This window comes from Agrobacterium sp. LR_9 (assembly GCF_041954855.1).
Classification (GTDB): domain Bacteria; phylum Pseudomonadota; class Alphaproteobacteria; order Rhizobiales; family Rhizobiaceae; genus Agrobacterium; species Agrobacterium leguminum.
Genome location: NZ_JAVAYA010000001.1, coordinates 418,401 through 430,836, shown reverse-complemented (window position 1 = coordinate 430,836; position 12,436 = coordinate 418,401). Strand labels below are relative to the sequence as shown.

General features: G+C 58.9%; 11 protein-coding genes. All 11 read right to left on the bottom strand.

From position 1 onward, the window contains the following. Positions 1-12: 12 nt before the first annotated feature. The 11 genes from RAC79_RS02140 to RAC79_RS02090 all read right to left on the bottom strand — a co-directional run bounded on the left by RAC79_RS02140 (position 13) and on the right by RAC79_RS02090 (position 12,434). Entirely contained in the window at positions 13-1,116 is a 1,104-nt protein-coding gene (locus RAC79_RS02140; RefSeq protein ID WP_065654446.1) for a flagellar hook-associated family protein, read from the bottom strand. Between the two features lie 3 nt (positions 1,117-1,119). Further along, complete coding sequence (flgK, locus tag RAC79_RS02135) at positions 1,120-2,598, bottom strand: flagellar hook-associated protein FlgK (RefSeq protein WP_065654447.1); 1,479 nt, start codon at positions 2,596-2,598, stop codon at positions 1,120-1,122. A gap of 22 nt (positions 2,599-2,620) precedes the next feature. Next, a complete protein-coding gene (locus RAC79_RS02130) occupies positions 2,621-3,916 on the bottom strand; it encodes a flagellar hook protein FlgE (RefSeq protein WP_065654448.1) in 1,296 nt (431 codons plus the stop codon). Between the two features lie 105 nt (positions 3,917-4,021). After that, positions 4,022-4,693 carry a response regulator transcription factor gene (locus RAC79_RS02125; protein WP_004432529.1) on the bottom strand — a complete coding sequence of 224 codons (672 nt, stop codon included), beginning with the start codon at positions 4,691-4,693 and terminating at the stop codon, positions 4,022-4,024. Positions 4,694-4,975: 282 nt separating this feature from the next. Next, positions 4,976-5,542, bottom strand: a complete 567-nt coding sequence (locus RAC79_RS02120) for a lytic transglycosylase domain-containing protein (RefSeq protein WP_059760571.1) — start codon at positions 5,540-5,542, stop codon at positions 4,976-4,978. Continuing rightward, positions 5,490-6,851: a flagellar hook-length control protein FliK gene (locus tag RAC79_RS02115; RefSeq protein WP_174038801.1), complete on the bottom strand. Its 1,362-nt coding sequence runs from the start codon at positions 6,849-6,851 to the stop codon at positions 5,490-5,492. The genes RAC79_RS02120 and RAC79_RS02115 overlap by 53 nt, the downstream gene beginning before the upstream one ends. Beyond that, positions 6,848-8,125 (bottom strand): chemotaxis protein MotC, encoded by a 1,278-nt coding sequence (gene motC, locus RAC79_RS02110; protein ID WP_174038800.1) that lies wholly within the window; start codon positions 8,123-8,125, stop codon positions 6,848-6,850. Before motC ends, RAC79_RS02115 begins: the two co-directional genes overlap by 4 nt. Further along, positions 8,122-9,429 carry a MotB family protein gene (locus RAC79_RS02105; protein WP_174043917.1) on the bottom strand — a complete coding sequence of 436 codons (1,308 nt, stop codon included), beginning with the start codon at positions 9,427-9,429 and terminating at the stop codon, positions 8,122-8,124. Before RAC79_RS02105 ends, motC begins: the two co-directional genes overlap by 4 nt. Further along, positions 9,426-10,082: a hypothetical protein gene (locus tag RAC79_RS02100; RefSeq protein WP_174043915.1), complete on the bottom strand. Its 657-nt coding sequence runs from the start codon at positions 10,080-10,082 to the stop codon at positions 9,426-9,428. The genes RAC79_RS02105 and RAC79_RS02100 overlap by 4 nt, the downstream gene beginning before the upstream one ends. A gap of 313 nt (positions 10,083-10,395) precedes the next feature. After that, entirely contained in the window at positions 10,396-11,688 is a 1,293-nt protein-coding gene (locus tag RAC79_RS02095) for a flagellin (protein ID WP_065654453.1), read from the bottom strand. A 308-nt stretch (positions 11,689-11,996) separates the two neighbouring features. Continuing rightward, on the bottom strand, positions 11,997-12,434 hold the full coding sequence (locus RAC79_RS02090) for a hypothetical protein (RefSeq protein WP_004432518.1): 438 nt from the start codon (positions 12,432-12,434) through the stop codon (positions 11,997-11,999). Between the last annotated feature and the right edge of the window lie 2 nt (positions 12,435-12,436).

The window sequence follows — 12,436 nt, the reverse complement described above, 5'->3', positions numbered from 1 at the left end:
CACCCCTGTTCATCAGAGGTAGTTCACCAGACTCATTTTTTGCAGACGCGACGTGAGGCTGTATGCGATTTCAATCTGCTGCTGCAGCAGATCGAGGCGGGTCTTCGCCTCGTAGGTATCGATCCCCTCAATATCCAGCAGATGCGTTTCGATGATCTTCTTCTGGGCTGCGAGCGAATCATTGGCCTTCGAAACGCGGCTTTCCGAAAGGCCGAGCTGGCTTTGCTGCTGGTTCAGGCCACTGATGGCGGTGCCGATATTGGTCACCGACTTGGTCGCCACCATTTCGCGAACGCCGCTATCCACCTTTTCGTCGAGGAAGGTCATCGCCGTCATCGCCGTAAGTGCAAAATAACGCATGCCCTGCGAATTGCTGTTGCTGGAGGTTTCCACGACCTCGTTCTGGCTGATGCGGCTCGTCATGTTGGTGTCGCTCGCCTTGGAGCCGAAGGTCGTCCAGAAATCGTAGTTCTGGCCGGCCGTCAGGCTGCTATGGGGCGGGTTCGTTACCGTCGTGGTGCCGTTGAACACACCTTCGATATGGGTCATGAAGGCTTCGGCCTGGGTCTTGGAGAGGCCGGTGATGTCGCCAACCGCCGGCGTCTGCGCCGCCATGAATGCGTTCAGCTCGGTCTCATAGGCTTCCTTCAGGGTAGACCCTTCAGCGAAATAGTCATCGACGGGCTTCACATCCGTATTGATGCCGGAGAACAGAAACTCGCCATTGACCGCCGTATTGGCGAAGCTGGTGAAATTGTTGAAGGCATTCGAGATGGTTTTGGCAACCGTCGTCAGCGTCGGCGCTTCGCTGCTGGTGTTGGGGACGAGAACCTTCTGAATTTCCTGTGCGGCCTGCGCCATGCCGTCCAGCGCCGTCTGCGAGGATTTGAGGCGTTGCGTTGCAATCGAATTGACGCTCACCAGCGAAGAGATGCGGTCGATATCGCGATTGAGATCGAGGCTGCGGGCGGTGTTGGCGCCCAGCGTCACGCCGAGATCGGCATGCTTGCCCGTCGTCAGCTCGGTATTGAGATTGGTCATCTCGAGCTGAGCCTTGAGGATGGTGCTGCGCATGCTGTTCTGCATCGCCAGCGATGAAATGAATGACGTTTTCATCGTTTACCTCACCATGTCCATCAGGGACTTGAGCATTTCGTCAACGGTCGTCACCAGTTTGGTCGCGGCCTTGTAGGATTGCTCGATATCCATGAGCAGCGACAGTTCCTCGTCCAGACTGACCGCCGTATTGTTCGAATAGGACGTGGCGGAGCGCTCATAAAGCGCGCTTTTCGCTTCGTTGGCAGAAGTCGCGCCGGAACGTTCCTGTTCGAGCCACCCCATCGAGTTGGTGCCGTATTTCAGGATGCTGGTATTCGTATCGATACGTGTCGACGCGGCAAAATTCATGGGCGCGTCGAAAGCAGTAACATAGCTGCGGATCAGCTCGGAGAAACCGGTTCCCCCCGACGCTGCGGTATTGATCACGTAATCGGTACCGTTGATACCGCCGTCGCGCAACAATTCCGGATTGCCACCTTTGGAAATAATTAACGCCGGGTTGACGGTAATGCTGGCTGCGAGCCCGGGAGAGACAATCCCGTCTGCCGGAATGGTCGTCGCCGCCGGCGAGCCGTAGGTGAAGAGACCCGGCATATCCGGCAGGCCGCTGGTCGCGTCGGCCGGCTTTTCCGCAAACATGGTGATGAGGCCGCGGGCGATTTCGTCGAGCTGGCTCTGCATCGTCGGCGCCAGATCGTCACGAACCTGCATCAGGCCCTGAAGCGAGCCCTCAGACGTCGTGTTACTGCCGCTTCCTGCCTTCAGCGCTACGCCATCGACATAGATTGCGTTGCCCGTGGTCGTCGCATCATAGCCCGGCTGCGTCTTGAAGGTGACGCTGCGCGGCACGATTTCGAACAGCGTCGCGCCATCCGTCGTATAAAGCGCCACGTCGTTGTTGGGACGATTGACGACATTGATGCCGATGATGGAGGAAATGTCCTTCAGCAGCGTCTCGCGCTGATCGAGAGCGTCGCTTGGATCGCCGCCGATCGCCGTCTGCGCCTTGACCTCGTTGTTGGCTTCCTCGAACTTCGCAAGCAGCCCGTTCAGCTTGTCGACCTGAAGGGCGATTTCCTTGTCGGCGCGCAGACGCATCGCCTGCAATTCGTTCGAGGCCTTGTTCAGGGAACTGGCGACATCGGTAGCCGAGGTGACGGCCGTTGCGGCCAGAGCGGCATCGCTCGGCTTGGCGGCGTAAGCGTCCAGGCTCTTCAGCAGTTCCTTCATATAGGTGGCCGGCGAACTCTCATAATCGTTGCCGCCGAAAATGCTCTTCATTTCCTCAAGGCCGGTCAGAACCGTGCTCTGGCCGGAAGCGAGAGAAGAGCTGGAAATCGTCTGCCTGAGAAGACTTTCATTCTGGGCACGGCCGTTGGAGACGATACTCGCTCCAGCCATGGTCGTGCCGAGAATGGCGGTTCGCTTGACGTAGTTAGCATTGCCGACATTGGCAATGTTCTTGGAGGTAACGTCCGTCTGCTTACCTGTATTATTGAAAATCGACTGCGCAGTATTCATTGCTGACGTGAGCGACATTCATCTGTCCTCGTGAGAAGTATTATCTCTTCAGATTGATCAGGACGTCCATCAAATCCGATCCAGTCTGGAAGACTTTCGAATTCGCTGTGTAGATACGCTGGGATTCAATCATGTCGGTGAGTTCGCTGGCGATATCGACGTTCGAGCCTTCCAGCGCGCCCTTCTGGATGTAACCGAAGCTGCCGGTCTGCGCGAAGCCGATGGTCACGACACCCGACTCGTTGCTAGGCAGATAGACGTTACCGTTCTGCGGGCTGAGATTGTCGACGCTCGGCACCGTGGCTAGCGCCAGCTGGTAGATATTGCGGCGACCGCCATCCTGATAGACCGCCGTCACCAGGCCATCCTTGCCGATTTCGACGTCCTTGATCTGGCTCGGGCCGTTACCGTTCAGAACAGCGGTGCCAGGCGTGAACTTCGAGGAGAACTGCGTCATCTGCGACAGGTCGATCTCGATCGCCTGCGCCACGCCGCTGTTGTTGTCATTAATCGTGATCGAGCTATCCGATCCGGTGGTGAGCTTGTTGGTGGCGGGATCGAAGGTCAGGGTGACCGTTTCCTTGACGAGCGTAGCCGGGGCGGTTGCCGTATAGGGGAAGCCGCCATCCGTCGACTGATCCTGACGATAAACGGACACTTCCCACTGCGGATTGCCGGAGGCATCGTTGTCAATGCGCGTGTAATAGAAGTCGTAAAGAACCTTGGCTCCGCCGCTGTCGAACGCCGTGAGCGACGTCTTGCTGCCAACCGTCGACGTTGCGACGTTGGCACTTGGGCGCGATCCCGCAGCAACGATTGCCTCATCACGATTAAGGTTGGCCGGGAAGCTGCCCTGTGTGGAGGGAGACGCCGTCAGACCGAAGTCATTGATATTGATGGCTTCAAGGCCGGTAAAGCCGTTGACGACCGCAGCCGGCGGGTTGGCGCCGTAAGGGTAACCCATCAGCATGAAGCCTGCCGCATTCTCCAGATAACCTTCCGAATTCTTCTGGAAGGAGCCAGCGCGCGTGAGGTAGGGTGTGCCTGCACCGTCCTGAACCACGAAGAAACCGTTGCCCTGAACGGCAAGGTCGGTGCTGGAGGTGGTGTAGGAGAGGTTGCCCTGCTCCGAAATGCTGTAGCGAACGTTGGACTGCACGCCGCCGGACGCGTAGCTGCCCGACGAGGAGGGCAGAACGAGCGAGGAGAACGACGTCGATGCGCGCTTGTAGCCGGTGGTGCTTGCGTTGGCGATGTTGTCGCCCACGGTGCCCAGCTTGTTCGCCTGCGCATTCATGCCGGACACACCGGTTCGCATAGTGCCGAAAATACTCATTCAAAAACCCTCGTGGTCATCTTTCAGGGAGAAGGTAAAGCGTTTGGCTTGCGTGAAGCTGTCGGAAATACCGCGTTTGAAAAAGACCACGCGGGTCAATGAAAATCATTGCCAATCAATGCTGTAGCCGAGGAAACGTTTGGAATCGACCGGATCGTAGCCAAGCTTCTTACGCAGCTTCTTGCGCAGCTTGCTGATGTGGCTTTCAACGACGTTTTCTTCGACGTCGTCATCGAAGATGCCGTAGATGGCATTGAAAATCTGCGCCTTGGAAACGCGGCGTCCGCGATTGGCGATCAAATATTCGAGGATGCGGCGCTCACGGCGCGGCAAGGGGAACACTTCACCACCCACTTCCGGGTCGCGGCCGTCGGAGAAAACCCGGATCGGTCCAGCATCGGTGAAGTTCGAGATGACCTGCAATCGGCGACGGATCGCCGCCGCACGTGCAAGGATTTCACGGGGGTGTACCGGCTTGCGCACGACGTCGTCGACGCCGCTGTCGAAAAGCGCCAGCGTCGATTCCAGCGAGGGCTGGTCGCTGACCGCGATCACCGGGGCCGTCGTGCGATCCCTGATCGCCTTCGGCAAAGAAAAGCTCCGGTCGCCCTGGCCGATCAGGAAGGCTTCCACAGCCGCAAGATCGCTTTCCGCCGCCGTCGAGACCCACTCCCCGAATTCGACCGGATCGAACCCGGTCGAGGGAATGCCCTCACGCCCAAATAGAGATGTATAGCCGTCTTTAACGAGCTCGCGCTCATCAACCACTACGATCATTCGTCCGCCTCCGAATCAGTGTGGTGTTTTCCAATGAGGCATTGGTACGAATCGGGCGATTCAGGGACAACTGTAGGAAATCATCGATAGATATTAATAATTGATTAACCATTTTGTGCCGATTTGATCTATATATAGTGGGTATTAACCATATATGGCACAAAATTTTTGTGTAGAAATTTCAAAATTCCGAAAAAACCGCTTGAACTGCCTTTTTTCGATCAATCTATCGCCACATTTCAAAATACGAGTCCCGCGGCGCCTTAAAGCAATTTCAGGTTGTTAACCGTCGCAGAAATTTTTCGCGTTGGCGGTCCATTTTCCGTAGCCCGTCGCCACCAGATTGGCGATGACACGACAGACATATTTCTTCTGCGCCGGATCATTGTTGGGGCCGGCATGATAGCGCGCGACCGCCATGGTCCAGGTTTCATGCCTGTTGTGGAGGTTGCGCAGAAACATGGCGGCATATTCCACATTGCGGCGAGGATCGAACATTTCCCGTGCGGATGCGAAGTTTTCGCCATGGAAATAATGATTTATCTGCATGCATCCGAGGTCGATCAGCTTGGCGCCGTTGCGCTTCGCCGCCTCAAAAGTGGTCAAAGCTTCCTCTGTGGAGGAGGCAAATACCGGTTTTCCCTCGATATTCATGGCATTGGGGTCGAGACGCCCCTTGCGGCCCGTTTCGGTCAGCCCCACCGAATAGAGAATTCCCTCCGGCACGCCATATTTGCGGGCCGCCGACTGGATCTCTCTTTCACAGACACCTGACGTTGCCGAAGCGGACGCGTTCTCAGAGGTAGACGCCATTGTCAGCAGAAGAGCGGGCAGAGCCAGAAACGCCATCCATGCCTTCATTATGCACCCCCAAATTATCGCCATTGCCTTGCCGGTCGCCCCGTGCTCCGGACTCGTCACGGTTGCGCCCGGCGGCGGCCTGCTGACCCTGCTGCTGCGCCTGCTGATTTTGCTGATTGTTGCCTTGTGTGCCCGTTTGGTCACTCTTGTCGGAAGAAGCGATGCTGATGGTGATGTTATCGACCGTCAGACCCTGCGCCTTGAGGCCATCGAGGATGCTCTTGCTGTCTTCCTGGAGCTTTTTATAGGCCGCAACACTCTCCACCGTCATGTGAACGGCAAGCTCGTCACCGGCAAGACGCAGCGACATTGTCACCGATCCAAGCTCGATCGGCGTCATGTGCAGCTTCAGCGTATGGACGACTTTGCCGGTGCTGCTCTGGGCCGCCGCATTGGAGAGCGACGAACCGGGCTGCATGGCGCTCACCCATTCCGGATCGTTGACGATCAGGCCGGTCAGGGCCGACGCGTTGGTCGAGGGCGCCAGGCCGATGAACCGCCGTGAATCGAGAACCGTTATGGTGTCGGTCGCCTTGCCGGTGCTTTCGCGTGCATCGAACTCGACACGGCCTTCACGCTGAACGGTGCTCATATCCAGAGCCCGCGCCGCGCCTGAGCGCGGAGACGAAAAACGGAATGCCGAGGCATCCCCCTCGTTTTCCGAAGCAGAACCCGCCTCATTACCGGCTGGTGCGATCCCTGTCGGCATGTCCTTGACCGAATGCTCGACCTTGCCCCGGACAGGTTCAGCACGGTCTGATTTCACCGCGTCGGCCTTGCCGGCAATCGCCTGTGCAATTTCCTCAAGCGGTGTCTTGGCCGTCGCCATATCGGCGGCATTGGCCGTCACCAGCTGCAGTTCCGCCAGCTTCGGATCGATCGTATCGTCCGTCACCTCGGCGTCCTTGTCGGCGTCGTCCTTGAGCTTCTTGCCGGTCTTGCCGTTTTCCGGCGTTGTGCGCGCCGTTTTCACGGCGTTTTGAAACTCGGCCACCGTCTCCTGGGCACGACCTTCGCCGACATGCTCGTTGACGATCACATTGAGAAATGTTGCGGGCCGCTTGACCGGGACATCCATCTTTTCCGCCTCGCCATCGGGCTGCGCCTGCTGCTCTTCAGCCGGGTTCTCGTCCTGCTGATGCCGCGAATGCAGCGCCTGCGGCGGGCGCTCGTCCCGAACCGTGGAAAGGGCATCGCCGAAACTGGCGCCCTTGGCGTCGTCCCTGACGCTGGCGCTGCCGGCGCGCGGATCGGATGGCGGCGCATTCATTATCGCATTGATGGCTGCGTCGATCATGGTGCCCCCTCGCCTTTCTTCAACAGGCTGTCGATTTCATCGAGCTTGCTGCGACCGCTCGTCACGAGTTGCCGCACGTTGTCGCCCTCATCGTCAGCCTTCTGGGTTTCGACCCGCCATATGCTTCTTGCATCGGCAGCGTTCGCTTCGTTTTCGGGCGCATTCCGCCCGGTCTCCTTCGTGACCGCAGTGTCAGCCTCGACGCCGGACTGCGGGGAAGGAGGACGAACCACCTGCTCGGCAATCGCTCTTGCCGCCTCCCGCAAGGCCCTGTCCCGATCCGAAAGCTGCGCTTCGGGAATCTGCCCTATTGTCTCGATTGCGCTCACCACATCGGGCGTGCCGATGTTGGAAAGGCTTTCATAGAGATTTGCCTGCACTTCCGGCTCACCCGGCAGAGCAGGAGACAGCGCCTTCGCCTTCAACGCCGCCATGCGCGCCAGCGAATCCTTGCCGCTGATCGCCGCGAGGCGGGAAAGCCGCAGATAGGCTTCCTTCTGCCTCTCTGTATCCATCATGGCGAAGGTTTCCTGTATCGCCTCCTCCCCGATGGAATCGGCGCGCTTGACCACCAGCGAGACCAGAAGGTCCGCAAACTGGCTGGCATATGGTGAATGCAGGAATCGCCGCGCATAACGCTGCGCATATTCGACGCCGCGTGCCGCATCGCCGTCCTCGACCGCGATGGCGAGCGAACGGCGCAATGCGGCCTCCTCGACGATGGTACCCGGCGCTTCGAGCCGGGCGATATCGTAAAAACCAAGCGCCGCCAGCGGATCGCGCGGGATCGTCACATTGCCGCCGATCAGCGCAAGGTAGGCGCCAATCCGCTTGCCGCGATATTCCGGCACCATGGCCGCAATGCTCTGCGCGACAAGCGTTCCCTTGCCGGAGAGGTATTTGCGCAGGATATCGGCAACGCGGCTATCGAAATTGCCATCGACATCGCGCGCGACCAGCAGTTCCAGCGTGGCCGGATTGCCGCCGCTCATCGCATAGATGAGCGCCGCATCGACATTGCGCGGATCCTTGAAGATCGCCGAAGGCGCGCTCTTCAGCCGCTCATCGATGGTCTGGAGTAGAAACCGCTGCATTTCCGAAGCGGAATGGTCGCCCATGGCGACCGAATCCTGCACGAATTGCAGGGAGCGCAGCATTGCATAAGGCATGAGATTGTCTTGCGACTGCGAAAACGCTCTGCCCGGCTCGGAGCCGAGACCGCAAAGCGTCGCCGCAAGAAGAAGCCAGCGTTTCGAGGTCTTCGTCACACTCACCCCCGATCGGCCTCAAGCAGAATTTCGATGCGGCGGTTAGCGTCCGCCAGAGGGTCCGCCGGCACCTGCAATCTGCGGTCCGCAAAACCCGAGACCTGCTTTACCCGCTCTTCCGACAGGCCGCCGCGCACCAGCATGTAATAGGCGCTATGGGCGCGATCCATGGAAAGCCGCCAGTTGTCATTGGCCTCGCCCTTGAACTGCCGTCCGTCGGTATGGCCGCGTATCACCACGCTGCCACCGCGCTCCTGAAGCAGTTTGCCGATTTTTTCCATGGCCAGAACCATTTCACGCCGGGGAACGGCCGATCCGATATTGAACATCGGCGTTTCCGTCTGGTCGGAAATGGTGAGCAGCAATCCGCCTTCGGCCGGCGTCACCACCAGACCTTCGGAAAGCTTGCCGGTAATGCCGGATATCTGCTTCTCGATCTCTTCGCGCAGCGTGTCGGCCTTTTCCCAGTCGGCGTCGCTGGCCTTTTGCTCTGCATCGCTCGCCTGGCGCGGCTCGTCCGGCTTTGGCTGTGCAAGCGCTGCCTGCTCGGCCGCACCGGGGCGCTGCTGCGGCACAACGGCGGCGACTTCCATCGGTTTGCCGTCTTCCGCCTTGTCGGCCAGTGTCTCGGACGCCTTGAGCGCGACCGCCTGAGCGTTTTCGGCCGCATCCTCCTGTTTGCTCTCGGCGACTTGCTGATGTTCAACCGGTTTCTGCGGCTGATCGGCGCGGGTGATTTTCACCTGCTGGGTCCAGAAATCGGGATCGAACGGGTCGCGATAGGCTTCACCGCCGCTAGCACCGGTCGCCGGGCCGGAATCGGCGGCGCCGCCCTCGCCCTTGGCGCTGACATTGGCCTGCTGGCCCACCTGCTGGGCGATTTCCGCCAGCACGGAATAGGGATTTTCGAAAAAGTCCGCTTCGGAGAAGTTCGACTGCTCACCGGTCTGCGAGGTAAGGTCTTCGCCCGTCGCCGCGGCCGAGCCTTTGGTGACCTTTTCCGCCTGGATGTTGGACTGGTCCTTCTTCTGGACGCCCTCTTCCTTGTCCACCGGCTTTTCCAGCCCCTTGGATGAGGGTTTCTCATCGGACAGCTTGATCGGGTTGAAATAGCTGGCGACCGAGGCCTTGGTTTCCTCATTGGCGGCATTGACCAGCCACATGACGAGGAAGAACGCCATCATCGCCGTCATGAAGTCGGCATAGGCGATTTTCCACGCGCCGCCATGGGCGCCGTCATGACCGCCCTTGTGGCGCTTGACGATGATGATCTCGTTTTTACCGTGGTGGTGATTTTCGCCTTCACTCATTTCATCACCTTGCGAAGACTGGACGCCCAGGCGGACATGCGCGTCACGAACACGCTTTCACCCAACTCGACGGAAAGATCGATATCGGTGGTCTCGGTAAATTTCATCGTTTCTTCTTCAAAGCCCGGCTGCGTCTTCAGCCGATCGAACAAATCTTTCGGGCCTTTCACGACAAGCGTGACCCCTTCGCCATCCGGCATGGCGCTACGCACCACATCCGCCAGCGCCGAGACTGCCTTCAGCGACAGCTTTTCCGTCAGGACCGGAGCAAGGATATTGGCGGTCTGTTCGCTGAGATTGGCCGCAATCGCGTCGATACCCTCGCGCAGACCACGGGACAGGGAAGCCGCGATTTCTTCGAGGTGACCCGAACGTAGGGCCTCCAGTTCGGCCGCATGGGCAGCGATCAGCTCTTCCCGCTCCGCCTGCATCTTCTCGGTGATCTCGCGGGCAGCATCTTCGCGGCCGCGGTCATAGGCCGCCTGCTTCTCGCTCTCCACATCGACGGGAGCAAATTCGTCGAAACCTGAAGCGCCATCGGCAAAGCCGGACAGGAAATCCGTATCGGCCAACGGGTCGCCGAAGGCCTGCGCCGCCGGTTGCGGTTGCGCTTCACCGAAGTCCTTGAGAAACCGTGCGATGGACGCGCTCATGCCTGCCCCCGGCAAAACAGGAGAAAGCGGCCAGACATGTTTCGTCGCCCGCGCGAATCGCAAAAGCCTCGCCGCATTTCCGGACGGAAAACCGGGGTCCACTTTTCCTGGAAATGCTCTAAGCCGTTTGGCGGCACCACCGTCATCCTTGCTACCCTGCCCGTCTCTTCCATGTTTCCCGGCCGGATCACGCCATGCGATCCGCCCCATACTGACCCGACGTTAGGTGTTCAAACTTGTGCGAGGATGAAGGCGGGCTCGATCAGGAAGCCTGCGCCAATTCATCCCCGCGCGCCCACGCCGGCCAGAGCCGTTACTTGAAGAGCTGGAGAATATTTTCCGCATTGGCGTTGGCGATGGAGAGCGCCTGGATGCCGAGCTGCTGCTGCGTCTGCAGCGCCTTCAGCCTGGTCGATTCCTCGTTCATGTCGGCATCGACGAGACGGCCGATGCCCTTGTCGATCACATCCATCAGGCTGGAAACGAAGTTGTCCTGCATGCTGATGCGGCTCTGCAGCGAACCCAGGCTGGAAGCCGTGCTGGTCATCGCCTCAAGCTGCCCGTCGACGAAGGACATCATCATGTCGATGGCGTCTGCGTCGGTATAGGTCGTGCCGCCGCCGGCAAAACCGCCCATGGCCGCGGCAACGATATCGAGATTGCCGAGATCGAGGGTGGAAACGGAAAAGCCGAGGGAACGAGCGGCCGAAGCTGCTCCGCTGCTGGTATCGTAAAACCAGTCGTTGCTGCTGGTGTCGCGATAGGCAGGAGAAACGGTGGTGCCGCCGCTCGACGGATCCGTCCCCGTCACCTTGACCCATACATTTTCGGCAAGGCGGAGATAATTAGCGGTGCCGTCGCTATAGACATTCGGATCCGTATTCGTATCCGTCGTTGCGGCATTCAGCGCGCCGATTTCTGCGTCGGTGAGCTTCGGTACGACAAAACCCGCCTGCGTCGCCGTGCCGGCGGTCGTCGAGGTCTGGGTGACTTCATATTCCGTCTTACTGACGAAAACGGCGTTTTTGTCGAGAATACCGAGCTTTCCGCCACTGAGGTCGAAAAGGACGGTGCTGCTGTCGAGCGTGTAGTCAACGGTGGTGACCCCGACATTGCCCGAGCCAGTGCGGGTGAAGGATGCGACGACCTTTTTGGTGATCGATTCTTCAACCGGCGGCGTGCCACCGTTGCTGATACTGGCCTGCAGCCAATTTTCACCCGAGAAGGAGGCCGATTCGGAGATGCTCTTCAGCTGTTCCTGAAGCTGCTTGATTTCATCCTGAATCTTGCTGCGGTCGGCACCCACGCCATAGGCGGCGACGAGCTTGGCCTTGATCTGCTTGACGACCTCGATCGTGCTTTCAAGCGCGTCATAGGCGGTATCGACCTTGGCGGCGCCCAGACCCAAAGCATCCTGCACGGCCGAAAGCGCATTGTTGTCGGAGCGCATTGTCGTTGCAATGGACCAGTAGGCCGCGTTGTCCGCCGCAGTCTCGACACGATAGCCGGAAGACACGCGCGCCTGCGTCGTTTCCAGATTCTTGTCGATCATCCGCAGGGTTTGCAGCGCGGCCATTGCCGCCGCATTGGTCAAAATGCTGGTCATGGGGTCCACCCAACTCAAAATTTAAGAAAAAATCCGGCGCTGTGCCGACAACGAGCAGGGGCATCATGCGCATCGGCAATGGTCTGAACCGACCACCGCGACCTGCCGTTCGTTAACAAATCGTTAATACGATAGGTAACAAACAACGAGCCTGATTTGCAAGGCGTTCCTCGCTTTCGCAGCCGTGTTTCGCATAAACCGGCAGGCTTCAGGCAAGCTCGGATTAAAACGCACCGGAATGAGGCTGTTGCGCCCGCGATTTCGGCGCGCGCAACGGAGATGACGGAAATAGGGAGCGGGTGATCCGGTTAAGCCGCTTCGCCCTGACGGGTGGGCACGAATCGGGCAGCCGTCAGGCTTTGACGAAGAAACTCGGTGTTCTCGTCCGGATTTTCGGAAGGATTCTGAAACGAGACGTGATTGATCTCAATCGCCGCATGCTCGTTGGCGAGCGTCAATCGCGCATAGACCGTGGCGCCCTTCGGCTTCAGTTCGAGATCGAGGACGATCTCCGGCGCGCCTTCCCATTCGAGCTTATATTCGCCGCCGGCGCCGAAATTGATCGTACCGGGATGATAATAAAGCTCCGCAGCCGATGAAACGAGGTCGGCGATACTGCCGTAGCACTCGAATCGAAGCAGCGAAATCAGGTCGGCCGGGTCTAACAATCGAAGTTCGGTGGCAATCGGGTTGATCGCCTCTGCGACGATCATTTCCCGCTGTTCGGAATAGGCGGATTTTTTCATTG

Excerpts from the sequence above, each read along its gene's own strand:
- RAC79_RS02140 (WP_065654446.1), bottom strand. The coding sequence starts at position 1,116 with ATGAAAACGTCATTCATTTCATCGCTGGCGATGCAGAACAGCATGCGC.
- RAC79_RS02095 (WP_065654453.1), bottom strand. The coding sequence starts at position 11,688 with ATGACCAGCATTTTGACCAATGCGGCGGCAATGGCCGCGCTGCAAACC.
- RAC79_RS02120 (WP_059760571.1), bottom strand. The coding sequence starts at position 5,542 with ATGGCGTTTCTGGCTCTGCCCGCTCTTCTGCTGACAATGGCGTCTACC.
- RAC79_RS02130 (WP_065654448.1), bottom strand. The coding sequence starts at position 3,916 with ATGAGTATTTTCGGCACTATGCGAACCGGTGTGTCCGGCATGAATGCG.
- RAC79_RS02090 (WP_004432518.1), bottom strand. The coding sequence starts at position 12,434 with ATGAAAAAATCCGCCTATTCCGAACAGCGGGAAATGATCGTCGCAGAG.
- RAC79_RS02100 (WP_174043915.1), bottom strand. The coding sequence starts at position 10,082 with ATGAGCGCGTCCATCGCACGGTTTCTCAAGGACTTCGGTGAAGCGCAA.
- RAC79_RS02125 (WP_004432529.1), bottom strand. The coding sequence starts at position 4,693 with ATGATCGTAGTGGTTGATGAGCGCGAGCTCGTTAAAGACGGCTATACA.
- flgK (WP_065654447.1), bottom strand. The coding sequence starts at position 2,598 with ATGTCGCTCACGTCAGCAATGAATACTGCGCAGTCGATTTTCAATAAT.
- RAC79_RS02105 (WP_174043917.1), bottom strand. The coding sequence starts at position 9,429 with ATGAGTGAAGGCGAAAATCACCACCACGGTAAAAACGAGATCATCATC.
- RAC79_RS02115 (WP_174038801.1), bottom strand. The coding sequence starts at position 6,851 with ATGATCGACGCAGCCATCAATGCGATAATGAATGCGCCGCCATCCGAT.